This is a genomic window from Emticicia sp. W12TSBA100-4, assembly GCF_040253585.1.
In the GTDB taxonomy this organism is placed as follows: Bacteria; Bacteroidota; Bacteroidia; order Cytophagales; family Spirosomataceae; genus Emticicia.
This window is the reverse complement of sequence record NZ_JBELAU010000011.1, coordinates 161481-184561: the sequence shown is the minus strand read 5'-3', so window position 1 is coordinate 184561 and position 23081 is coordinate 161481. Positions and strand designations below refer to the sequence as shown.

At 35.6% G+C, this 23081-nt stretch carries 23 protein-coding genes; 7 read left to right on the top strand and 16 right to left on the bottom strand.

What is annotated here, in order from left to right:
- Positions 1-171 precede the first annotated feature (171 nt).
- A complete protein-coding gene (locus ABR854_RS17695) occupies positions 172-666 on the top strand; it encodes a hypothetical protein (RefSeq protein WP_350267030.1) in 495 nt (164 codons plus the stop codon).
- On the top strand, positions 667-1881 hold the full coding sequence (locus ABR854_RS17690; RefSeq protein ID WP_350267028.1) for a BaiN/RdsA family NAD(P)/FAD-dependent oxidoreductase: 1215 nt from the start codon (positions 667-669) through the stop codon (positions 1879-1881).
- On the opposite strand, the gene ABR854_RS17685 is transcribed toward ABR854_RS17690, so the two are convergent.
- Positions 1876-2295, bottom strand: a complete 420-nt coding sequence (locus tag ABR854_RS17685; protein ID WP_350267026.1) for a DUF1801 domain-containing protein — start codon at positions 2293-2295, stop codon at positions 1876-1878. The two genes, ABR854_RS17690 and ABR854_RS17685, sit on opposite strands and share 6 nt — an antisense overlap.
- Complete coding sequence (locus ABR854_RS17680; RefSeq protein ID WP_350267024.1) at positions 2288-3679, bottom strand: high affinity choline transporter 1; 1392 nt, start codon at positions 3677-3679, stop codon at positions 2288-2290. The genes ABR854_RS17685 and ABR854_RS17680 overlap by 8 nt, the downstream gene beginning before the upstream one ends.
- A gap of 145 nt (positions 3680-3824) precedes the next feature.
- Between ABR854_RS17680 and ABR854_RS17675 the strand changes: the two genes are divergently transcribed.
- The gene (locus tag ABR854_RS17675; RefSeq protein WP_350267023.1) at positions 3825-4658 is read left to right on the top strand and encodes a tyrosine-type recombinase/integrase; all 834 of its coding nucleotides are present in this window, start codon (positions 3825-3827) and stop codon (positions 4656-4658) included.
- Positions 4659-4732: 74 nt separating this feature from the next.
- Here the strand turns inward: ABR854_RS17675 and pdxA are convergent, their stop codons facing one another.
- Positions 4733-5812 carry a 4-hydroxythreonine-4-phosphate dehydrogenase PdxA gene (gene pdxA, locus ABR854_RS17670; RefSeq protein ID WP_350267021.1) on the bottom strand — a complete coding sequence of 360 codons (1080 nt, stop codon included), beginning with the start codon at positions 5810-5812 and terminating at the stop codon, positions 4733-4735.
- A 136-nt stretch (positions 5813-5948) separates the two neighbouring features.
- Here pdxA and ABR854_RS17665 point away from each other — a divergent pair, with 136 nt between their 5' ends.
- Entirely contained in the window at positions 5949-6902 is a 954-nt protein-coding gene (locus tag ABR854_RS17665) for an NAD(P)-dependent oxidoreductase (protein ID WP_350267019.1), read from the top strand.
- A gap of 83 nt (positions 6903-6985) precedes the next feature.
- Positions 6986-8350, top strand: coding sequence for a glycoside hydrolase family 140 protein (locus ABR854_RS17660; RefSeq protein ID WP_350267017.1), 1365 nt, complete (start codon positions 6986-6988; stop codon positions 8348-8350).
- 66 nt (positions 8351-8416) lie between these two features.
- Here the strand turns inward: ABR854_RS17660 and ABR854_RS17655 are convergent, their stop codons facing one another.
- The 5 genes from ABR854_RS17655 to meaB form a co-directional block, all read right to left on the bottom strand.
- Positions 8417-9517, bottom strand: a complete 1101-nt coding sequence (locus ABR854_RS17655) for a C1 family peptidase (protein WP_350267015.1) — start codon at positions 9515-9517, stop codon at positions 8417-8419.
- Between the two features lie 257 nt (positions 9518-9774).
- On the bottom strand, positions 9775-10353 hold the full coding sequence (locus tag ABR854_RS17650; RefSeq protein WP_350267013.1) for a diheme cytochrome c-553: 579 nt from the start codon (positions 10351-10353) through the stop codon (positions 9775-9777).
- A 475-nt stretch (positions 10354-10828) separates the two neighbouring features.
- Positions 10829-11242, bottom strand: coding sequence for an rRNA maturation RNase YbeY (ybeY, locus tag ABR854_RS17645; protein WP_350267011.1), 414 nt, complete (start codon positions 11240-11242; stop codon positions 10829-10831).
- Entirely contained in the window at positions 11239-13491 is a 2253-nt protein-coding gene (locus tag ABR854_RS17640; RefSeq protein WP_350267009.1) for an efflux RND transporter permease subunit, read from the bottom strand. The genes ybeY and ABR854_RS17640 overlap by 4 nt, the downstream gene beginning before the upstream one ends.
- Before the next feature lie 223 nt (positions 13492-13714).
- Positions 13715-14719 carry a methylmalonyl Co-A mutase-associated GTPase MeaB gene (gene meaB, locus ABR854_RS17635; RefSeq protein ID WP_350267007.1) on the bottom strand — a complete coding sequence of 335 codons (1005 nt, stop codon included), beginning with the start codon at positions 14717-14719 and terminating at the stop codon, positions 13715-13717.
- Positions 14720-14835: 116 nt separating this feature from the next.
- Between meaB and ABR854_RS17630 the strand changes: the two genes are divergently transcribed.
- Both ABR854_RS17630 and ABR854_RS17625 read left to right on the top strand, forming a co-directional pair.
- Positions 14836-15552: an SDR family NAD(P)-dependent oxidoreductase gene (locus ABR854_RS17630; RefSeq protein WP_350267005.1), complete on the top strand. Its 717-nt coding sequence runs from the start codon at positions 14836-14838 to the stop codon at positions 15550-15552.
- Between the two features lie 77 nt (positions 15553-15629).
- Positions 15630-16430: a hypothetical protein gene (locus tag ABR854_RS17625; RefSeq protein ID WP_350267003.1), complete on the top strand. Its 801-nt coding sequence runs from the start codon at positions 15630-15632 to the stop codon at positions 16428-16430.
- A gap of 1 nt (position 16431) precedes the next feature.
- On the opposite strand, the gene ABR854_RS17620 is transcribed toward ABR854_RS17625, so the two are convergent.
- The 8 genes from ABR854_RS17620 to gcvH all read right to left on the bottom strand — a co-directional run bounded on the left by ABR854_RS17620 (position 16432) and on the right by gcvH (position 23044).
- Positions 16432-17160, bottom strand: coding sequence for a 2-C-methyl-D-erythritol 4-phosphate cytidylyltransferase (locus ABR854_RS17620; protein WP_350267001.1), 729 nt, complete (start codon positions 17158-17160; stop codon positions 16432-16434).
- Positions 17161-17209: 49 nt separating this feature from the next.
- Complete coding sequence (gene queA / locus ABR854_RS17615) at positions 17210-18262, bottom strand: tRNA preQ1(34) S-adenosylmethionine ribosyltransferase-isomerase QueA (RefSeq protein WP_305952483.1); 1053 nt, start codon at positions 18260-18262, stop codon at positions 17210-17212.
- Between the two features lie 258 nt (positions 18263-18520).
- Positions 18521-19309 (bottom strand): PhzF family phenazine biosynthesis protein, encoded by a 789-nt coding sequence (locus ABR854_RS17610; protein WP_350266998.1) that lies wholly within the window; start codon positions 19307-19309, stop codon positions 18521-18523.
- A 24-nt stretch (positions 19310-19333) separates the two neighbouring features.
- A complete protein-coding gene (gene gldF / locus ABR854_RS17605) occupies positions 19334-20056 on the bottom strand; it encodes a gliding motility-associated ABC transporter permease subunit GldF (protein WP_350266996.1) in 723 nt (240 codons plus the stop codon).
- A gap of 44 nt (positions 20057-20100) precedes the next feature.
- Entirely contained in the window at positions 20101-20616 is a 516-nt protein-coding gene (locus ABR854_RS17600) for a DUF4199 domain-containing protein (protein WP_350266995.1), read from the bottom strand.
- A 45-nt stretch (positions 20617-20661) separates the two neighbouring features.
- Positions 20662-21207, bottom strand: a complete 546-nt coding sequence (locus ABR854_RS17595; protein WP_350266993.1) for a DUF4199 domain-containing protein — start codon at positions 21205-21207, stop codon at positions 20662-20664.
- Between the two features lie 5 nt (positions 21208-21212).
- Positions 21213-22502, bottom strand: a complete 1290-nt coding sequence (locus tag ABR854_RS17590) for a dihydroorotase (RefSeq protein ID WP_350266991.1) — start codon at positions 22500-22502, stop codon at positions 21213-21215.
- A gap of 164 nt (positions 22503-22666) precedes the next feature.
- Entirely contained in the window at positions 22667-23044 is a 378-nt protein-coding gene (gene gcvH / locus ABR854_RS17585) for a glycine cleavage system protein GcvH (RefSeq protein WP_350266989.1), read from the bottom strand.
- Positions 23045-23081: the final 37 nt, after the last annotated feature.

Genomic DNA, 23081 nt, shown 5'->3' with positions numbered 1-23081 from the left:
GTTGATGGCGTAGAATTTGTTTCAAAAGATATTTATAGTCCATTAACCACCCCGTCAAAATTCGACTTTGTCAGAATTTTGCCACCCCTCCTTTTTTAAGGAGGGGAAATTATAAAACGTTCAAAATATCTTTCTTGATTAATTATTCATTTACAAAAATCCGATTAAATTATGAAAATGCAACTTGTTTTAGTGATGATTCTTTCCACATTATTCCTTACAAATTGTGAAAAAGAGAGTAATTTAGTTGATAGTCAGGCAACTATGAGCGATTATGTAGTCAAATATGGTACCAGTTTCGGAATGTGTGTTGGTCCTTGTCGCAAAGAAATGAATTTGGTAAATGGTGAAGTCAATTTTACGGTTTTCTATACCGAAGGTAGGGGAGCAACAGGTGGAACACCAAAAACATTTAAAGAATCGCTTGATACAAGTTTACAAAATTCAGTAGTCAAAGGTATTGATTATGAGTCGTTTAAGAAGTTAAACGATATTGTGGGGTGTCCTGATTGTGCCGATGGTGGTGCTGAATGGGTAGAAATTATGAAAGGCGATTCGAAGCACAAAGTGACTTTTGAATTTGGAAAAGCACCGAAAGAAATTGAAAGTTTAGTGACAGTTTTACGAGAAAAAAAGGTTTACTTTGAAGAAAAATATTTGAAGTAAATGTATGATATTCTTGTAGTAGGTGGCGGGGCAGCTGGTTTTTTTGCAGCTATCAACGCTGCCGAAAAAAATAAAGGATTAAAAATAGCAATTTTGGAGCGTGGGAGAGACGTTTTACAAAAGGTAAAAGTTTCGGGTGGTGGGCGTTGTAACGTAACCCACGCTTGTTTTGAGCCAGAAAAGTTAGTGAAATTTTATCCGAGGGGTGAAAATGAACTTTTAGACCCTTTCAAAAGATTTAACCCAACCAATACGATTGAGTGGTTTGAAAGCCGAGGTGTAAAAATTAAGAAAGAAGCTGACGGACGAATGTTTCCTGTGAGTGATTCTTCGCAGTCGATTATTGATTGTTTGTTGGGGGCTGCTCAACGAAATAGAATTGAGATTTTGACCAATTCGAGAGTTGAACATTTTGATTACTTACCTACTGAAAAATCTAATTGGAAACTTCAAGTAGCGGGTGATAGAGTTTTATATTCTAAAAAATTGATGATTGCCACTGGCAGCGACACTGCCGTTTGGGCTTTGCTCGAACGATTAAAAGTCAAAATCATTGAACCTGTGCCTTCGTTATTTACATTCAATATCAAAGATACTCGCCTTGCAGATTTAATGGGTTTGTCGGTGCCAAATGCCATTATTACTATCCAAAAGACGAATTTTGAGAGCAATGGCCCAACTTTAATTACGCATTGGGGGCTATCAGGGCCTGGAATTTTGAAGCTTTCTGCGTGGGCGGCTCGTGAATTGAATGCGGCCAATTATCAATTTAAAATAAAAGTAAATTGGCTGGCCAATAAAGATACAGAGGCTGTAAGAACACATTTGCACAATCAGATTAATGCTCAACCCAAGAAAAACGTGGTAGCAAATGCCGAGTTTGGTTTGCCAATTCGTCTTTGGAAAAGTTTGTGTAATGCCGCACAAATCGGTGAGTTTCAGAAATGGGCAGAAACAGGCAAAAAACATATTCAACGATTAACCGAACAATTAACAGCGTGTAGTTTTGAAGTAAATGGCAAAAGCACGTTCAAAGAAGAATTTGTGACTGCGGGCGGTGTTGATTTATCGGAACTTGATTTTGAAACTTATAGTTTGAAACAATATCCGAGCCTTTTTATGGCAGGCGAAGTGCTAAATATTGATGCCATCACTGGCGGATTTAATTTTCAAGCTGCTTGGACGGGAGGTTGGATTGCTGCACAAAACTTATGACTTTTTCTTTCGTCCTGCTTGTAAAATCTCCGAAAAAATAGACTTTTCATTTATTTCATCCAAAATGATGGCTTCTTGCAAGATTTCCTTGAAAGGAGCCTCTTTATTTTTGAAGTCATCTAAGTCTTTAAGAGTTATTCCGTGAATAAATTTTCGTTTTTTTGACTCCAATAAACCTTGTTCGTTGGACATCTGAAAACCTCGATGAAATCCTATCTCAACACCCTTGTTTTTATTTAAAACTACAAAATAGCAAAGTTCATTTTTTACCCCAAACATGGCAGTATTAAACATAAAACGCTCAGTCATTTTCGGATGAGCATGTAAGATTGTTTCTCTAAGTTGATAAAGCAAAGCTGAAATTGCAAGCTCTTGACTTTCAATAAAATCTTCGATTGAAATATATTTATTCATTATTCGAAATTTCTGTTTTGTGAATAATTGAACCAAAAATCATACCTCCGATACTTGCCACTAAACCCCAAATCATGGATGGAGTTTCGGTTTCATAAAACTCAAAAAATGTCCAAATAAGCGTTCCTAAAGTCATAGAAAAAATTGCTCCAAGTGCATTAGCTTTTTTCCAGTAAAGCCCAGCTACTAAGGGCACAAATAATGCAACCAAACTTAAAGCTGAAGATTCGCCAACTAATTCGTAAATATCTGCCTTAAATAATGATAAAGCAACACCAATTATAGTAATTGCGATGGTAGAAAGCCGCATGAGTTGCAATAGTTTTTTGTCAGAAATTTTATCTCCATAAAGCGGTTTGATGATATTTTCGCCTAAAACCGTTGCTGGAGCTAATATTGAGCCGCTACACGTACTTAAAATAGCTGAAAGCAATGCACCAAAAAATATGATTTGCATTCCAACAGAAGTATGTTTCAATACCAAAATGGGAATTGTCATTTGGGTATCACCGTGCTTAATGTCAGGATATAAAAGTGTGCCACAAAGGGCAATAACCAAGGGCATTGAAGCGATGGAGAGATACATTAACGCCGACCAATAGGCACTATTGACAGCCACTTTTTCGGATTTTGCAGAAAGTGTACGTTGAAAAACATCTTGTTGCGGAATAGACCCCCAGCCAATTGTTATCCAAGCCCCAAAATAAGCCACCCAACTCGGAATTGTGTTTTCTTTAGGTGTAAACCTGAAGAAATCTTCAGGTGTTTTGGAAATCATTTGTTGCCAACCGCCAATCTGACTTACAAGTTCAATCATCAATATTAACATTCCGACGATGATGACCGCCGTTTGTATTGTATCGGTGATTGCGACTGACCACATTCCTCCAATATATGTATAAAATAGGACAACAGAAGCACAAATAATGATTCCCCAAACAAAAGGAATATTGGCAATTGCTTGAAGGATAATAGCTAAAGCTACTAATTGAGCTGCAATCCAACCAAAATATGAAGGTATCATAAAAATTGCAGAAACCCATTCTACTTTTTTGCTGTATCGGATATTAAAATAATCACTGAAAGTTAGAATATTTAGTTTATAAAGTGGTCGAGCAAAAAATAAGCCTAATAGTAACAGACAAAGTGCCGCACCAAATGGGTCTTCGATTACGCCCAAAAGACCATGCTCGACAAATTCTGAAGAAGCTCCCATGACTGTTTCTGAACCAAACCAAGTGGCAAACAGTCCAGAAGCCACTACGTACGTTGGCATTCGTCGGCCTGCAATAGCAAAATCACTGGCAGTTTTTACAAACTTTGAAGCATACCAACCGACAAAAATTGTTAGGAGTAAATACAGTAAAATGAAAGAAATAAGCATTGTTTTGACCAGTATTAATTAATTTGGCTCAATTTTACGCAAAAATCACAAAAAAAAGCTAATTGAATGTGACTTTGCTTTTATTTTCCAGTCATTATTTATATTTTTCGCAATAGAAACCTGAATTTTAATTTTTTACGCAGCTGTGACCCACCTAATTGAACGATTTACCGAGATATTAAGAAAAGGAAAGTATAATTCTCAGACGATAGCCGCTTATCGAAATGCTATCTTTGTATTTTATAATCACTTTCGAGATTTACCCCAAAGCAAGATTACCGAAGAACTAATTGCGGCTTATTTAGTTGAGCTTGGAGAAAAAAAAGGAAGTGCGGTTGATGCTGCTCTTCAAGCTGGAAAAGCTATTAAATTATTTTACGAAGTAATTTTTAATAGAAAATTAGGTATTAAAGCAAATGGTGAGTCGAAAAGTGATAGTTTGCCAGATATTTTGACAGAAAAGGAAGTAACTAAAATTATTGGAGTTTTAGATAATTTGAAGCACAAAGCTTTAATGTCAATCATATATGCCGCTGGGCTGAAATTAAGCGATGTGCTGAACATGAAAGTTTCGGATCTTGATTTTGAGAAAAGAGAAATTGTAGTTTCTCCATCAAAATCTGAAAAAGGTAGAACTTTAATGTTGCCAAAGAAATTATTGCCGATTCTGAAAGCTTATCTGGAAAAATACAAGCCAGAAGAACTACTTTTTGGTGGAGAAAATGGAAAAACGTATAGTCCAAGAAGTGTGCAGTTAGTTTTTCAGCAAGCAATGGCAAAAGCTAAAATTGAAAAAGACGCCTCAGTGCATACGCTTCGACACAGTTATGCGGTGCATTGCTTGGAACGTGGTATGGATATTCACTTATTACAAGAAATTTTGGGGCATAAATATTTACAAACTACTGCCATCTATAATCAGATTGCACAAGTACAACTCGTAAATATCCGAAGTCCATTTGAAGACCTTGATATTTAATGCTTAATATTAAATGATGAATGTTTAATTATTTAGTGTAACTAAACATTCATCATTAAGCATTTAACATTATCTCAGTCTTCCATGCTTGCTTCTTTCAGTACGATGGTTTTCTTTTTCATCGAACCTGCTTCCAATTCTTCCAATTCTTGACGATTTTTGGCAATATCAATGGCCATATAGATAGCGTTCAACATTGACGATTCGTCGGCAATGTTTTTTCCAGCAATATCATAAGCCGTTCCGTGGTCAGGTGAAGTACGAACTTTTGGCAAACCAGCCGTAAAATTCACACCATTTTCAAAAGCAATCATTTTGAAAGGCATCAAACCTTGGTCGTGGTACATGGCCAAAACTGCATCATAACTCTTCCAAGCCACTGTTCCGAAAAAGCCATCGGCAGGAAACGGGCCAAAAACTAAATTCCCTTTTTTCTTGAATTCTACTAAGGCAGGTTGAATAATTTCCTGCTCTTCCATTCCCAACAATCCATTTTCGCCTGCATGAGGGTTTAATCCTAAGACTGCAATTCTTGGCTTTTGCTTCCCAAAATCACGTATTAAAGAAGTTTTAATTTGCTCCAATTTACTGATAATGAGTTCTTTATTGATGTTTTTCTTCACTTGTTCTAACGGAACGTGGGCAGTGGCAACACCGATTTTTAATTCATCGCTAACCATAAACATCAACTCTTTATTTTTTACGCCAAAAGCATCTGCCAAAAATTCAGTATGCCCAGGAAACTTAAAATCATCGTTCTGAATGTTGTGCTTGTTGATAGGAGCTGTTACCAAGGCATCAATTTTACCCGCTTTTAAATCTTCAACGGCACGTTTCAATGATTCAAAAGCCAATTTACCTGCTTCGGGCTTTACTACCCCTGGCTGAACTTCCAACGATTGGTCGCTCATGCAGTTGATAACATTTACTTGTTTGTGGTTGAGTTGCTCTATTTTATGAATCGTGAAAAACTGCCAATCTTTAAATTCGAGTAATTGCCGATAACGGTTAATTACTTTTCCAGAACCATAAATAACGGGAGTACAGATTTTGTTTAGTCGATTGCCACCGACTGCTTTTAGGATAACTTCAGGGCCGATACCATTAAAGTCTCCGATGCTTATACCAATAATTGGTTTTTGAATTTCGCTCACTTTTCGACAGGATTTTAAAGATTTTAGGATAAACAATATTATTTTTAACAAAAAATAACATAAAACAATGCGTATCCAAATACTGAACTGTAATTTTGTTGCAAGTTACTGACAATCATATTATAAAAAAAGTACTGTGAATACAAACAATGCTACTAATAAGGGTTTGGTGTTAATTGCTGATGAAATGCACCTAAGTTTAATGCCAATGCTCGAAAACTTGGGTTACGAGCCTGACTATCAACCCAAAATTGCAAGAGCTGAAATCATTGAAAAGTTAAATTATTATGTTGGCCTGATTATCAGAAGTAAAACTTTTGTAGATGCAGAATTATTGCAAAATGCTCATCAATTAAAATTTATTGGTAGAGCAGGAGCTGGACTTGATTTGATAGATATCGAATATGTTGAGTCGAAAAGTATTGCCCTTTTTGCGGCAAATGAAGGGAATCGAGTAGCCGTGGCCGAACATGTACTCGGTATGACTTTGTGTTTAATGAATAATATACTGATTGCTGATCGTGAGGTTAGAAATGGTGTTTGGCAACGAGAAAAAAATAGAGGTTATGAGTTGATGGGAAAAACTGTTGGAATTATTGGCTATGGAAATAATGGTTCTGAAACTGCGAAACGTTTTAAGGCATTTGGTTGCAAAATTTTAGCTTTTGATAAGTTTAAAAAAGATTTTTCTGATGAAATTGTGGAAGAAAGTGCAATGGAAAGAATCTTTGAAGAAGCTGATATTTTGTCTTTACACATTCCTCTTACGAGTGACTCAAACAAATGGGTAAATGCTGAGTTTCTATCGAAATTTTCAAAAAATATCCTTTTAATCAATGCTGCACGTGGCGAAATTGTTCCTTTGAAAGATTTGGCTGAAAGCATCGAAAATGGTAAAGTCAGAGGAGCATGTTTGGATGTTTTAGAAAATGAAAAACTACAAAAACTTACTGATGAGCAAAAAGTAGTTTTTGAAAAATTAACAACTTCAGAACGAGTGATTTTTACGCCACATATTGCTGGTTGGACTTTTGAATCGTATGTAAAAATCAATGAGGTTTTGATTGAGAAAATTTCGAGTTTAGGTTGATATTTAGTCGATAAATGCTTGATAAATAAAGTTTTAATAGTAATTTGGGCGTGATTCTTATATCCTCTATTCGACAATTAACTATGAAAAAGTTTTTCATTCCAATCTTATTTCTGGGTTTTGTAAATTGTGTTTCATTAGCTCAAACATTTACGGTTAGTGTCAACAAGCGTTATATTCTGAAAGAAAACAAGCCCTTTGTTTGGGTTGGAGATACTGCATGGGAGTTATTTCATGCTCTTGATCGAGACTCTGCAACTTATTATCTGACAAAAAGAGCTTCGCAAGGTTTTACTATTATTCAAGCGGTAGCTTTGGCAGAATTAGATGGTTTGAATTCTCCTAATGCTTATGGAGAAAAACCATTTCTGAATAATGACCCAACAAAACCCAACGAAGCTTATTTCCGTCACGTTGATTTTATAGTTGATAAAGCCAATGAACTTGGCCTCAATATCGGACTTTTACCAACTTGGGGCGATAAAGTTTTTAAAGACCGTTGGGGAACTGGCCCTGAAATTTTTAATGCAGAAAATGCAAAAGTTTTTGCCAAATGGATAGGAAATAGATACAAAAATCGTAAGAATATCATTTGGATTTTGGGTGGTGATCGTAATCCTCGTGCTGGATCGCAAGATGTTGCTCTCTGGCGAGCAATGGCAGCAGGAATTGTGGATGCTCATGGTGGAAATGAAAACGCATTGATTACATTTCACCCGCAACCAAACAAAGAAGGTGCAAGCGAGTGGTTTCATAACGATGATTGGTTTGATTTTAATATGTTTCAGACTGGTCATTGCCGAGATAATGATGTTTATAACCGAATTCAAGGTTCATATAACCGTCAATTAGTAAAACCTGTGATTGATGGTGAACCAATTTACGAAGACCATCCTGTGTGTTTCAATGCCAATGATTTGGGTACAACTAATGCTTATGATGTAAGAAAAGCACTTTATTTAGATGTTTTTGCTGGAGCATTTGGCTTCACGTATGGATGTCATGATGTTTGGCAAATGTATCGCCCAAAAGCTACCCCAGTTAATGGTCCACATTTTTATTGGAAGACTGCTCTTGAATTACCTGCTGCCAATCAAGTTAAATATTTGAAGAGATTGATAGAGTCAAGGCCAATTTTAGATAGAGTTCCTGATCAGTCGTTAATTCTTGAAAATGCCAATTCTGCTTATGAGCGAATACAAGCAACACGAGGTAATGATTATATTTTTATTTATTCGGCAGCAGGAAAATCTTTTACTGTTAATTTAGGAAAAGTATCTGGTAATCAGTTAGTTGGCTATTGGTTTTCTCCCAAAAATGGGCAGATAAAAGAAATCGGTATCATTGAAAATAAAGGTACAAAACAATTTACTCCTCCAACTTCTGGCTATGGTCAAGATTGGGTTTTGGTTTTAGATGATGTTGCTAAAAAGTATGTTAAACCATAAAAAAAGCTGAGTATCAATTAAGCTCTAATTGATACTCAGCTTTAATAGACTTATATTGAGAGCTATTTATTCCTCCTCTTCCTCACTTCCAGCATAATTGAAACCAAAGTTTTCATCAATCGCATTATCTACACAGAGTGTTTCTAAATCAGCGATAAAATCATCAGGATATTCGGTAAGAATTTCAAAGTTTTTGATGTAAGTATATTCTATGCCATCTTCTTCTTGGGCTTCATAGTCAAAATAAAAGTCTTCTTCATTTTCTACATACTCCATGCAAAGTTCCTCTAACTGAGTTGCAAAATCTTCAGTATCTTCGGTTTCTATCCAAAAATCAGTAACATAAACCATACCATCAACGGCAAAACTTGATTCTTCAGAATCATCCCAGACACCCTCACTAAAATCAAGATTTTCGACCGATTTTATAATCCATGAGTCGTGTCCATTATAATCTTGATTTATTACGTAGTCATAAGGAATATAGCAATAACCTCTATCGCCCCAATCTTTCCCCCAAGAATTGCGTACGATAAAAACTTTGTCAGGGTCTGAGTATCCTACACAAAGCATTGCATGCCAACCATGAGTTGTACGAACATTATCTGATGGTTTTGGCATTGGTACTCGTCCTCTATTTTTGCAAGCACTATCAAACGACTCAAAAGTATTGATACAAAATGAAATCGGGTAGCCTTCAGCCAGTGTATGTTTCCAAATTTCAAGGTCAGTTTCTATATATTCGGCATCTACTATTTTGAAATTTGAACCGTGGTCGTAGGCTGTTTGGTCAGGTTCATCAAGAATCATAGTATCGTCGTTTGGCCATAATTCTTCCGCACAAGCTCCGTATTCTTTTAATCCTTCGATGGCATTGTACATCACCGAACCACAGTCTTTATCGGCCGAATCTCCAAGCCAACGGGCATTATAATAAATATATAAGCGACTTACATCGGCCGATTCTCCATTGTTTCGCTTGGCCAAATATTCATAAGCACCAGCAAATGCATTCGCTACGCAGCTATTGCCTACTTGCATTTCTACTTCGGTGAGGTGTTCTCTTAAATCAACTTTGGATGGTAGTTTGTCGAGTTTTCCAGCTTCTTTTTTCTTTACATTCGCAGGAATTGCTCCTGCAAGATAGCCGCCAATACGGTTTGCCATGACTAAATGGATAGTTTTAGGTGATTAGGTACTAATATTTCTTCAAAAATATGAAATTCTGATACTTTAAACACAAAAGTTATACAAAGTTTATGGGAGCAAAGGTTTTAAGGCAAAAATGTATAGCAATAGGATTAGATTTAGGGCAGAAAATATTGTAGTGAGGAGTAATTTATGCTGATATTTTATAAATGGTTGTTGGAGATACTATATTGTGAAGATATAATATCTCCAAAGCGAATGGATTAATGTTTGCTCTATAATTTATCAGGAGAAATAGGTTGTGGTACTACATTATTAACAGGTTTTGTGCTTTTTAGGTAAGCAAACATTGCCACTGCATCTTCTTTTTTAATGTTGACGTAATTTTGCCAAGGCATCGGTGGTAAAAGTGGTCTTGCCGAACGAATACCTTTACTTTTCCCTTCGGTAAGAGCAATAATAAATTGTTCTTCACTCCAAGTACCAATACCTGTTGCGTCGGAGGTAAGATTTGCCGAAAACGAAACTCCCCAAGGTCCGACTGCTGCTGTATTCATCATATTGAAAAGAACCCATTCTTTGAGTGATTCTTTGTTAATTTTACCAACAGGCATTGAAGCTGGATGCCCTGAAAGGTCTTTTGACATATCAGAAGCTGGGCCTTGAGCTGTCATTACTTTTGGTGAATGGCAATCTCTACATCCCATAATTTCAACCAAATATTTGCCTTTTTCAACTTGTTTAGGCGTGTAATTGTTTGAAACTTCAGAAGTCTCGTTTTGCGGGTAAGTAAAAGAAGAAATTACGGAGCAACTGAATACTAAAATTGATAAAATAAGCATTGATTTTTTCATGGGTACGAAGTTTAGTGATTGATTTTTCAAAGCACCAAATTAATTGTTAACCAACAAAAAATGAAATAAACTTATTGAGTGGTAATTTTTAAATAAGCATAAACTTGTTTATTAGAATTGAGAAGTCTGTTGTGTTGATTCTATAGAATTTTGTTTTTTTTAATATTTAAAATAAAGTTATTGAACGGATATATTAAGTATTTTAGTTAATAAAAAAGTATTTTATTGAATGTATTTATTTGAAAAACGCAAATATTTAAGGCATTGTTTATTTGTAATTTCTGCTTAATTACTTGGTTATTAGTGTTTTGGCATGGTTATTTCTGTTAGTAAATCATAAGTGTGATTCAAAACACTCATTTCGAAATCGCAATCAGATATAGTATATATTTATAAAGATTTTATTTCACTCAATAGCAACAAAAGTAAAAAAGGGCAGAAGATTCTGCCCTTTTTTCTTATGTATCGTTGAGTTCTACCAAATATTAATGTAATGGTCTTCTTTGCCTCTCATTTGTTTTTCATCTTCGTCAGTTTTGTCATAATAGCCGCAAAGGTGTAAAACTCCATGGACAATCACTCTTCTGAATTCATGTTCAAAACTTGTCTTGAAATCTTTAGCATTGTCAGTAATTCTCTCAATGCTTACGAAGATATCACCTTCAATCAGCATTTCATCTTCCGAATTATCAAATGTGATAATATCCGTCAATGTGTCATGGTCGAGGTATTCTACATTTATCTTGTGTAGATACGCATCATCACAAAAAATATAGTTGATTTCGCTCAACTTAAAGCCTTCAGCTTCAATGACCGACTTCAACCATCGCTTGGTTTTTATTGGATTTACAACCTTAAAGTCGATGGATTCCGAATGAAAATTTATCATGCTACTTTCTTTCTTTTCTTATCAAGAGTCATTAAGAGGGCTGGTAATAGAATCAGATTGGCAATCATCCCCATTAAAAGCGTAATTGAAATCAAACTTCCCAGATAAACAGTACCTTTAAAATTTGAAACTGCAAATATACCAAATCCAAAAAATAAGATGATTGCGGTATAAAACATACTTATGCCAGTATACATAATTGTTTCAGTGATGGCTTCCGAAACAGTTTTATTGTGGTTTTTAAGTTCATCCTTATATTTTGTCAAAAAATAAATTGTTCCATCGGAGGAAATACCAAAAGCTATACTGAATACCAAAATTGTTGTTGGTTTGAGTGGAATGCCGAAGTATCCCATCACGCCAGCCGTGATAATTAATGGCAAAATACTCGGAATCGTAGAGATGAGAATCATACGGGCATCAAAAAACTGTGTAGCCATTACAATACAAATCAAACCAATCGCCCAAAGTGTACTTTCAATCAAATTTTGGAGTAAATAGTCATTCCCTTTCATGAATACCACGCCATTTCCAGTGATTTTTGCATTTATTTGTTCTTCTTTTGGCAGCCATTGTTGGGCTTCACGGTCATAATTGAAGATTGTGTCAATTTTTGGTTGAAGTGTTTCGACTAATTCTCTAATTCTGACAGTTCCTGCATCACCACATTGAAAACTCACGCGAGTAAATTGTTTGGTGCTATCGATAAAAGGCGTTGCCAAATTTTCTTTACCTTTTACAGTGCCAACGTACTCTGCTAATTTTTGAAGTTCAAATGTTCCAGGCAATTGAAAATATTTAGGGTCTCCTCCACGATAGCCTTGATAAACCAATTTAATGGCTTCTACCAATGAAATCGGGTTCGTAAAATCATCGTATTTGGCAAATTCTCTTTGCATGACTTTGATTTTATTCAAAACTTGTGGATTTAATACACCATTTTCTTTCTTAGTGTCTATTACAACCTCAAAAGGTACAATTCCATGAAAGTGTTTTTCGATAAATTTCAAATCAGCATAAATAGGGTCTTTTTGAGGCAAATCATCTACGATATATCCAATTGCCTTTAAACGAGTCATGCCAAATGTGAACACAATTACCAAAAATGCAATAAACCAATAGAGATAAGTACGTTTTGTGTGTACGATTCGATTCACAAAACTCAAGAATGCTGTAAGATTCTTATTATCAAGATGTCGAACGTTCTTGGCACTTGGTGGGGCAGAATAACTGAATAATATCGGAATCAAGATTAATGATATTGCCCAAGTTGACATAACTGCAATGGCGGCTACTAAACCAAATTCTAATAAAAGAGGGCTTCCAGTGAAATAAAATACAAAAAAGCCGATGAAAGTAGTCACATTTGCCAAGAAGGTCGCTTTTCCAATTTTTTCGATTGAAACTGCTAAAGCACGCATTTTGTCGCTGTGTTTCAGAAATTCTTCTTGATATTTATTGACTAAAAATATGGTATTCGGAATACCAATGACAATAATTAGAGGAGGAATAAGACCTGTTAGAATCGTGATTTTATAACCGAATAAAACAATATAGCCAACTGACCAAATCACCGAAATTATAACAAGTAATGAGGTATAAACGACGGTACGAATTGAGCGGAAAAAAATGTAAAGAATGCCGATAGTTACTAAAAAAGCTAAGCCGAGAAATCTGGTTAATTCGGCTGATACCTTTGAAATAAAATTGGTACGAATAAACGGCATTCCTGAGAAATGTACTTCAATATTGTTTTTTTCGCCAAATGATTTTGCGGCGGCTTCAATTTCTCTCGAAATTGTAATTCGTCCTTTACTATTTAACTTCGACTGGTCGAAAGTTACGGCCATTAAGTGAGCATTACCTTCTTGGCTATAAATAACCCCTTTATAGAAGGGTAGTTTATCTATTTTAGCTTTTAAAGTATCAATTTCAGCCTGCGTTGTTGGGCGTTTGGCAATTAACGGAGGGAAATTAAATTTTTTCTCAATGCTATCTTTTTCAATGCCAAATAAGTTGGCATTTGACAGAACATTTTTAATCCCTTCGATATTTTTGATTTTTTTGCTTAAATCATACCATTGTTGGAAAGTTTCGAGTTGATAAACTTTGTCGCTTTCGATGGCGATAACCATCACGTTTCCATCCTCACCGAAACGTTGCTTGAAGTCCTCGTAAATTTTGAAGTTTTCGTCACTTTGGGGAAGAATTCGGGCTAATTCGTAAGACATTGTGATTTTGGATGCCATGAAACCCATAAAAATGGTTGTAATGAGCAATACAAAAAGCCAAGTCTTGCGGTTTTTTAAAATAATTTTAGAAAGATTATACCAGAACATAAATAAGGTTTTTCAGTAGTCAGAAATTTTCAAGGAAACTTTAAATGTAGGCTATAAACTGCAAAATTACTCTTTTTTTAAGTATTGTCTAAGTAATTTAGCTGGAATTCTAAGTGAGTAAATAAACCGAACTTTAAATTTTAGATGAACGAAGACCAGTAAAATGTTTTTCTAAAAGTATGTTTGCTCCTTGAATTGGCAAAATTGCTTCAGAAAGTACCTGATTTGATATTATTTCTAAGTTTTCTTTGACATATTTATCCGAAAAAAACTGTGTTTCAAGGTATTGTTTAATATAATCGTTCATCCAATTGAGACTTTGTTCTTGGCGATTTTTTTTCCAAAAACCATTTTCTTGCATTTGGTTTTCAAAATCGAGAATCACTTGCCAAATTTCAGATAAACCTGTTTTTTCTAAAGCTGAACAAGTAAGCACAGGCGGATACCAATTATTAGCAGTCGGCGGAAAAAGATGCAGAGCATGTACGTATTCCATGCGGGCGTTTTTAGCTTTTTGATTATTATCACCATCGGCTTTTGTGATGGCAATTGCATCGGCCATTTCCATAATTCCTCTTTTAATTCCCTGTAACTCATCGCCTGCTCCCGAAAGCATCAAAAGCAAAAAGAAGTCAACCATGCCTTTTACCACTGTTTCTGACTGACCGACCCCAACGGTTTCTACAATTATAAGTTCAAAACCTGCTGCTTCGCACAAAAGCATGGTTTCACGGGTTTTATTGGCTACACCACCGAGTGTATTTCCAGATGGTGAAGGGCGAATATATGCGAGTGAATCGTGTGCTAATTCTTCCATGCGAGTTTTATCGCCCATAATACTGCCTTTGGTGCGTTGGCTGGTTGGGTCAATGGCTAAAACTGCAATTTTTTTGTTGAGTGAAGTAATGTGCTTGCCAAAAGCCTCAATAAAAGTACTTTTACCAACGCCTGGCACCCCCGTAATTCCTATTCGGATTGCCTTGCCAGTTTGTGGCAGAACTCCTTCCAGTACTTTTTGTGCAATTAGTCTGTCGTTTTCTAACTGGCTTTCTATCAAGGTAATAGCTCGACTCAAAATAATTCGATTCCCAGCTAAAATTCCTTTGATATATTCTTCCGCAGTTAGACGTTTTTGCATAAATAATATTTTTTTGAAATGATTTTTATTACATTTGAGAAACAAAGATATTAAACAAAAGAGAATTCCTTGACCTTTTATTCAAGCCAAATTTTAAAAATAACCTATTAAAAATAATGAAAATCGTACTCATTGGTGCTACAACGGGAATTGGTCGCTCATTGGCTGAGTTTTATGCTTCACAAGGCAACGAAATGGTGATTACAGGCAGAAGAACAGCATTGTTGGAAGAAGTTAAAAATGCATTTCCCAATACTAAAATTAATGTTTTAGAAATGGATGTAGTGAAAACCGACGAAGCTCGTGCTAAAATGGATGAAGCCGAAAAACTGATGAATGGCATTGATTTGGTAATTATTAATGCAGGCGTAGGTTTCCAGAAAGCTACTTATGAGCAAGAAATGGATACCATTGATATAAATGCCCGTGGATTTACGGCTTTGGCTCAATGGTCATATAAATATTTTGCACAGAAGGGGAGTGGGCATTTAGTAGGCGTGTCGTCATTGGCTTCTCAAACAGGTAGTGCCTATTCGCCCGAATACCATGCTACAAAGGCGTTTATGGCCAATTATATGTCTGGTCTGCGAATGCGTTCGGCCAAATATTATCCAAATGTTTATGTGACAGATATTCGCCCTGGTTTTGTTGATACTCCCATGACCAAACAAAATAAAGGGATGTTTTGGGTTGCAACTCCCGAAAAAGCCGCCCAACAGATTGCGGTAGCAATTGCCGCTCGTAAGAAAGTAGCCTACATCACAAAACGATATCAAATCATAGCAATTTTATTAAAAATATTGCCCGAATGGCTCATTGCAAAACTTTTTTAATTTTTGATTAATACTATTTGACTTTTCTAACATTTACAGGCGAATGTAGTTTAATGATAAAATTAATTTTACAAAAAATGAAGACAAATATTTACATTATTGTTATTTGCTTGTGTTTTTGGTCGTGTCAGAAAAATGAAACTACGCCCTTGTGTCGTCTTACAAAGTTTGTCACTGAATATCCTGCCACCAAGTTGATTCACCACGATTTGATTACATTGAAAGATAATCGCATCGAACAAATGTACAGCTACGACCTCAGAAATGGAACTGACACTACTGCCCGCCAAAAAGTTATTTTTGAATACAATGCTCTTGGTAAAGTAAGCAGAATTCGTGACGAGACAAATTTGACGAGGATTATTCTGTTCGATTTTGTTTATGGTACAAAAGAAAATCCCGAAAAAGTGATTCAGAAAGTAAATAACTTGCAGAATAATGAAATAATATTAGAATTTGATAGTAAAAATAGAGCAACTGGAGCGATTAGTTTAAATTTAGTAGGGCTAAATCGTACGATTGAGTATGATGCCAAAGGAAATCCGTTTAGAATTACAAGGGCCGATTTTGGTAATCCAGCTACCATTAATGAACATACTTTTGATGATAAACGCAATTTTTTTGAAGGAATTCCGGAAATTGGTTTGTATTGGTTATTGCGTCCACTCTATAATTTTCTGCCATTTGGGAGTAATAATATAATCGGTACAAAATTTTTTACGATTCAAAATTTAGAATTTAAAGAAGTACCAGACATTCGGACTATCAGAGAGACAACATATAATGCCAATGGATTTCCAACTTCGATGAATATCATCTTGGAAAATCAAGGAAAAACGATTAGCAGTATGTCTAAATTTGAATATAGTTGTGAATAGCTTACTGCTGAGTTTGTAGAAAAGCCTCAGCTACGAGCATATCTTCAGGCGTGGTAATTTTTATGTTTTCGTAAGCTCCATCAATGAGTGTTATTTTTTCGCCTGCAAATTCTAATACACTGGCACAATCAGTGAAAAAAGCTTGTTCTTCAACCTCAAAAGCTCGTTTCATTAGATTTACTTGAAATGTTTGTGGAGTTTGAACCAACTTGAGTTTTGTACGGTCGAGAGCAATACTTTCGCCACTTGCTTCAACTTCTCTGACCGAATCTTTCACCCAAACGCTCGTCACGGCTGAGCCTTTTTCTGCTGCAACTTTGTAGGAGTTTTGTATTATATCAAGATTAATGAGAGGCCTGACACCATCATGAACGGCTACCAGTCCATGAGTTTTGATGGTGGCTAAACCATTTTTAACAGATTGAAAGCGAGATGCCCCACCAACTGCAATGGTAATTGAGTTTTTGAAAGATTGTATGGTTGCGTTAGATACCGTAATCTCATTCCAATATTCAATATCATTTTTTGGTAAAACAACAATTACTTGAATATCAGGTATTTGTAGGAATTTTTCAACTGTATGAATCAGAATTGGCTTGCCATTGAGCGGAAGGAACTGCTTCGGAATCTCACTTTTCATCCGACTACCGCTTCCACCAGCAACAATTATAGCGTAGATTCCCACAACCATGTCCGCCCCTGAAGGGGAGCTTATTTCATTATTAGTCATTTTTTTATTTTAGCTCCCCTTTAGGGCAGTCCGATGGGTCGGCAGTGGGTTAGATAATCAACATAACATCACCATAAGTAAAGAATTTGTATTTTTCCTTGATGGCTTCTTGATATGCTTGCATAATTAATTCGTGTCCTCCAAATGCACAAGCAGTCATTAATAAGATTGATTCTGGCAAGTGCAAGTTAGTAAGAAGAGCATTTGTAATCTTGAAGTCGAAAGGAGGGAAGATAAATTTATCCGTCCAACCATTGTTTACAGGTTTCAAATGATTACTTGCCGAAACCGAAGATTCGATAGCTTTCATGGCAGTAGTGCCAATTGCACAAATACGTCCTTCTTTGTCAATTGAATTATTGACAATGTCACAAGTTTCTTCTGGAATAAAGAAATTTTCAGAGTCAGTTTTGTGCTTAGTCAAATCTTCCACATCAACTTGACGGAAAGTACCGATACCAATATGCAATGTGATTGGACAGAAATTTGTCCCTTTCAATTCCATACGGCGTTGAACATTACGAGTAAAGTGCATACCTGCGGTTGGAGCTGCCACTGCACCTTCATTTTCAGCAAAAATTGTCTGATAACGTTCTCTATCTTCTTCAGTTACTGGACGTTTGATGATGTCAATCGGTAATGGAGTTTCGCCTAATTCATGGATAGTTTTCATCATTTCTTCGTGTGAGCCATCAAACAAAAATCTGATAGTACGGCCACGTGAAGTTGTATTATCAATTACTTCGGCTACTAAATCGCTATCGCCAAAATAAAGTTTATTCCCAACACGAATCTTACGAGCAGGATCAACCAATACATCCCACAAACGCATTTCACGGTTCAATTCACGAAGCAAAAAAACTTCAATTTTTGCACCTGTTTTTTCTTTTGAACCATATAAACGGGCAGGAAATACTTTTGTGTTGTTGACAACCATCGTATCGTTTTCGCCAAAATAATCAACAATGTCTTTAAACATTTTGTGTTCGATTTTCTTGGTTTTACGATTCACCACAATCATACGGCTACTATCACGTTGGTCGTATGGGTGCATGGCGATAAGACTATGCGGAAGGTCAAGTTTAAATTCTGAAAGTTTCATTGTTATTTTATTCCCAACTCTGATTTTTACAGAGACATTGTTAGATTTCGTTCATGTATTGGGGTGATTGTTATCTGACATGAAGAAATTTAGGCGAAGAAAAATTGCTTAACCTAAGTAATAAGGCTGCAAAGGTACGAAATCGGAATAGGGGGTGTCAAGTGTTTTAATATAAATGTTTTATGATAATTATCAAAATATTAAAAAAAAAAAATGAGACACAACTTTTATGCCTCATTTTAAAGAAATATGCTTGGTTTAAACACTAATTTTCCCTTTGAGAAATAATTTCCCTTTTCCTGCCATTAAAACTCTGTCGCCAGCGAGTTTGCATTTGAGAAACCCTTTTCTGCTCGAAATCTGTTCGGCCGTTAATTCAGTTTTACTTAAAATTTTAGCCCAATAAGGTACTAATTTAGTATGTGCCGAACCCGTAACTGGGTCTTCATCAATACCTGAACCTGGACCAAAAAAACGTGAAACAAAATCAAGTTTTTTAGATTTTGCTTTAGCAGTCACGATTATTCCACGTGCTTTGATATGCTTTAACGCTCCGAAATTTGGTTTTAAATCTTCAATTTCTTTTTGAGAACCATATACTAACATATAGTCATCAGAAGCTCGGTAAATTTCTTTAGGTTTTTTACCAATACTCTCAATAAGTCCGTCTGGAGCTTCCGCAATAGACGATTCTTGCATCGGAAAATCAAGTTCAAGCCACTTATCTTCTTTTCGTACTTTCAGAATTCCGCTTTTTGAACTAAATAAGATAATGTCTTTATCATATTTCAGAACATTAAAGATAACAAATGAAGTTGCCAAAGTAGCATGACCACAAAGATTGACTTCGACTGTTGGCGTAAACCAACGAATATCAAAACCTGTTTCGTTAGGAACAAAAAAAGCGGTTTCTGAAAGATTATTTTCAAAAGCAATTTTTTGCATTAATTCGTCAGATAACCAAGTTTTTAATGGAACAACTGCCGCTGGATTTCCTCCGAATAGTTTATCCGTAAAGGCATCTACTTGATAGATAGGTAATTGCATATTTGATGGTGAAGTTCTGTAAAATTAGTTTTTCTTAGCAATCAAATTCTGCTTCGTTAGAAAAAGCATTAAAAAGATAACACTAAATAGATAAATGATGTTTCGAGAATCAATTAGACCTCGACCAAGTGCTTCGTAGTGATAGCCCAAACTTAAAAAACTGATATAAAATTGAGTAGTTCCGTTGAAAATATTGGCCAATTGTTGAATCCCATCGTATAAAATATAGCATAGAACTGCTCCGACAATAAACGCAACTATTTGATTATCAGTCATTGAAGATGCCCATAAACCAAGGCTTGCAAATGTAGCTCCGAGTAAAAGTAAACCTAAGTAAGAGCCAACCACTGCTGCCGAATCAATATTTCCTTTAGGGCTGCCCAGTTGATAAACCGAGTAATAATATAGTAAAGTAGGTAAAACTGCAATAAAAATCAGTAAAAATGTTGCCAGAAATTTACCAATAATTATCTGCCATTCGCTCAAAGGTTTGGTAAATAATAATTCAATCGTTCCACTTTTATATTCCTCAGAGAGCGAACGCATCGTAATGGCTGGAATCAGAAAAACAAAAATAAAAGGCGAAAGTTGAAAGAAATTACTGAGATCGGCATAGCCATAATCAAGCACATTCGAGTCGAAAAACCAAGTAAACAAGCCAACAATTACCAAAAATACACCAATTACAATGTAGGCAACCAATGAATTTAGAAAACTGTTAAGTTCTTTACGGAATATTGAAAGCATTTTAGAATCTTAAATTTAAGAGAAAATTATTGTTGAAACGGAGTTTAAAACTCTATTTCAGGTTTAGAATTTTTAATTATTGCTGATACAATCAACGAAAAAACAAAGCCAAAGAGTATATAGCCAATGATTGAAAACAAAAATGTGAGTCCAGGAGTTGCAAAACGACTTGCAATTTCCATTGCTTGGTCGATTTGTTCGGAAGAAAGTCCTTGTTGTTCTAATTGCTCAATCTGCATTTCACGCATTTGTTGAATAATGGTAGTATCAATAAATGTGATATAAATATAGTTGAAAATCGAAGCAGCAAGACCACAAACAGCACTCGTGAGTGTGCCTAAACCTAATCCTTCACTGAACCCTAAAAAATTATTATTCATCAACTTAAATTCTCTCAATGACATCACGATTCCGATTAACAATAGAATAAAAGGAATCCAAGAAAGTGATGGTGTTTTGAAATATCCAGTTATGTAAAGAGCAACAGTGTAAATAATAATCATGATTGCACTAATGATTCCCCATTTAAGTGCAATGCGAGCGGTTGATGGTTTTTCCATTTCAGTTTAGAGTTAGGTAATTGATGAGTAAATTTAACGAAAAATCTATGAAATAGTGAATGTATGACGGCGAAATATTACCGAAACAATCGTTATTCCTACAATACACAATTGTTTTTTTACAATTTCATCGAGAAATACATAAGCTGCTGAAGGAATTTCTTGAGCTTGGCTCAAAAGAACTTCATATTCTTTGATTCCGAAATCTCTGATGTGTGTATCCTTAATTTTTTCAATGCCTTTAATATTTTCCTGCACCCAAAGCATAATTGCGTGATTATTTCCGTAAGGTTTATCAATAAATTGTACAAAAATAAAAAATACCAAGCCCGTAATTACTGCCGCGACTAAATTAGTCATAAAACCTACCGAAAAACCCTCCGTAAAAGTCAAAACGCCTAAATTATTGGCTCGATAAACCCAAGTTGCCACGATCACAAAAATAATATTGATCCCAAAAGCGGGTAGTTTGTATCTGCCAAATGGACTTTTTTCTAAACCATAATATTGAATGAGTGCTACTGTAATGCAAATAAATGCAGCAATAGACCCATAAATAAACGCATATCTGAGAATTTTATTTTTAAGCATTTTTGTTATTTGTTGATGAAAATTTTGCCCTTATTGACAACTGCTTTTACTTTACCTGTTAGTTTTTTATCAATAAAAGGTGAATTTTTCGATTTTGATTGAATATTTTTTGACTCATAAATCCATTCTTGGCTTGGGTCGAAAATACTTAAATTTGCGTGATTCCCCTCTTTAATCGAAACGTTTTCTAAGCGTAATAACTTACGTGGACTGGTGGTTAATTTTTCGATAATTTTATCAATCGAAAGGTTACTGTAAGTATTTGCTACCGAAAATGCAGTTTCAAGGCCAATTACTCCAAAATCTGCCATATCGAATTCAAGATTTTTTGACTCTTCATCTTGTGGATTATGGTCAGAAACTACCACATCTATTGTTCCATCGGCCAATCCTTGTTGCAAAGCCTCAATATCTTCTTGACTTCTGAAAGGCGGATTTACTTTGAAATTTGTATCAAAATCTTTTAAATCAGCATCCGTAAAAGCCAGTTGATGGGCAGCAATATCGCAACTTACTGGTAATCCTTTTGACTTCGCTTGTCGAATTAATTCAACACCAACTTTAGTCGAAATTGTTGAAAAATGCAGAGAGCTTTTTTCTTTCGGACTAAAGTCTTTGCCCAAATAATATTCTAATAATTTCAAATCACGCATCAACATCAATTCTTCCGCCGTTGATGGAATACCTTTCATACCAAGAAGCGTACTTTCGATTCCTTCATGCATTTGTCCAAAAATTGTCATTGATGGCTCTTCGGGGCGGTTCATTAACAACGAATCAATAGGAGCGAGGTACTGTAAAGTTTTCAGTAAAATATCCGCATTCCAAAGTGTATGGTCGCCATCTGTAAAAGCCACTGCACCTGCTTGGTGCAAATCGAGCATTTCGGTAAAATCTTTTCCTTCGCAATTTCTCGTAACTGCCCCAGTTGGGTAGATATTGATAAGTTGAGAAAGAGCAAAGTTTTTTACATAAGCAATTGCTTCTTTGGTCTGAACAACTGGTTTTGTATTAGGTAAAGTCACTATCTCAGTAAAACCACCTGTCATAGCCGCTGCCGAAAGTGAGTTTAAATCTTCTTTTGATTCATACCCTGGGTCTTTTGGCGAAACCCTCATATCAATCCAGCCCGCTGAAACGTAGAGGTTTTCACCGCTAATAGTTTGGTCTGCTGTACTTTCAATGCTATTGGTAATTTGCTGAATAATGCCATTTTCTATGAGCATATCTTTTGTTTGACCATTAAATTCGGACGAACTATCAACGATTTTTACTGATTTTAATAAAATTCTCATTAGTCTGTAAGGTAAATTGACTAACGCTGGCAGGGTTCAAAACCCTGCCAGCGTTAAACTTTCATTTACGTATGAATAAATTATATAATCTTGCTTCAAAAATCAAAAAAAATGCCCTAATGAGGGCATTTAATTCTGTATTATATGATTTTGTGATCCATGGCTTAGATAATATTTTGATAAGCCGCCGAATCCATCAATGCTTCTACTTCGGCAAGGTCAGCAACTTCAACTTTCACCATCCAACCTTCGCCATAAGGGTCTGAGTTTACGAGTTCTGGATTGTTGGCAAGTGTTGGATTTACCTCAAGGATTTTTCCTGCTACTGGTAAAAATAAGTCAGAAACAGTTTTTACTGCTTCTACTGTACCGAAAATTTCGTTGGTTGCGAGAGTCTGTCCAACCGTTTCGATTTCTACAAATACGATGTCACCCAATTCGCTTTGAGCAAAATCCGTAACTCCGATTACCGCAATATTTCCTTCGGTAATTCTCAACCATTCGTGTTCGCTTGTGTAGCGTAAGTCAGCAGGGAAATTCATTATTGATGAAAGTTTTAAATTATGGCTGCAAGTTACA

Bases quoted from the DNA above. Each gene is read 5' to 3' on its own strand.
- gldF (WP_350266996.1), bottom strand. From the start codon at position 20,056: ATGCTTTCAATATTCCGTAAAGAACTTAACAGTTTTCTAAATTCATTG.
- ABR854_RS17640 (WP_350267009.1), bottom strand. From the start codon at position 13,491: ATGGCATCCAAAATCACAATGTCTTACGAATTAGCCCGAATTCTTCCC.
- ABR854_RS17650 (WP_350267013.1), bottom strand. From the start codon at position 10,353: ATGAAAAAATCAATGCTTATTTTATCAATTTTAGTATTCAGTTGCTCC.
- ABR854_RS17690 (WP_350267028.1), top strand. From the start codon at position 667: ATGTATGATATTCTTGTAGTAGGTGGCGGGGCAGCTGGTTTTTTTGCA.
- ABR854_RS17590 (WP_350266991.1), bottom strand. From the start codon at position 22,502: ATGAGAATTTTATTAAAATCAGTAAAAATCGTTGATAGTTCGTCCGAA.
- queA (WP_305952483.1), bottom strand. From the start codon at position 18,262: ATGAAACTTTCAGAATTTAAACTTGACCTTCCGCATAGTCTTATCGCC.
- gcvH (WP_350266989.1), bottom strand. From the start codon at position 23,044: ATGAATTTCCCTGCTGACTTACGCTACACAAGCGAACACGAATGGTTG.
- meaB (WP_350267007.1), bottom strand. From the start codon at position 14,719: ATGCAAAAACGTCTAACTGCGGAAGAATATATCAAAGGAATTTTAGCT.
- ABR854_RS17625 (WP_350267003.1), top strand. From the start codon at position 15,630: ATGAAGACAAATATTTACATTATTGTTATTTGCTTGTGTTTTTGGTCG.
- ABR854_RS17610 (WP_350266998.1), bottom strand. From the start codon at position 19,309: ATGCAATTACCTATCTATCAAGTAGATGCCTTTACGGATAAACTATTC.
- ABR854_RS17630 (WP_350267005.1), top strand. From the start codon at position 14,836: ATGAAAATCGTACTCATTGGTGCTACAACGGGAATTGGTCGCTCATTG.
- ABR854_RS17600 (WP_350266995.1), bottom strand. From the start codon at position 20,616: ATGGAAAAACCATCAACCGCTCGCATTGCACTTAAATGGGGAATCATT.
- ABR854_RS17660 (WP_350267017.1), top strand. From the start codon at position 6,986: ATGAAAAAGTTTTTCATTCCAATCTTATTTCTGGGTTTTGTAAATTGT.
- ABR854_RS17680 (WP_350267024.1), bottom strand. From the start codon at position 3,679: ATGCTTATTTCTTTCATTTTACTGTATTTACTCCTAACAATTTTTGTC.
- ABR854_RS17655 (WP_350267015.1), bottom strand. From the start codon at position 9,517: ATGGCAAACCGTATTGGCGGCTATCTTGCAGGAGCAATTCCTGCGAAT.
- ABR854_RS17695 (WP_350267030.1), top strand. From the start codon at position 172: ATGAAAATGCAACTTGTTTTAGTGATGATTCTTTCCACATTATTCCTT.
- ABR854_RS17685 (WP_350267026.1), bottom strand. From the start codon at position 2,295: ATGAATAAATATATTTCAATCGAAGATTTTATTGAAAGTCAAGAGCTT.
- ABR854_RS17595 (WP_350266993.1), bottom strand. From the start codon at position 21,207: ATGCTTAAAAATAAAATTCTCAGATATGCGTTTATTTATGGGTCTATT.
- ABR854_RS17620 (WP_350267001.1), bottom strand. From the start codon at position 17,160: ATGACTAATAATGAAATAAGCTCCCCTTCAGGGGCGGACATGGTTGTG.
- ybeY (WP_350267011.1), bottom strand. From the start codon at position 11,242: ATGATAAATTTTCATTCGGAATCCATCGACTTTAAGGTTGTAAATCCA.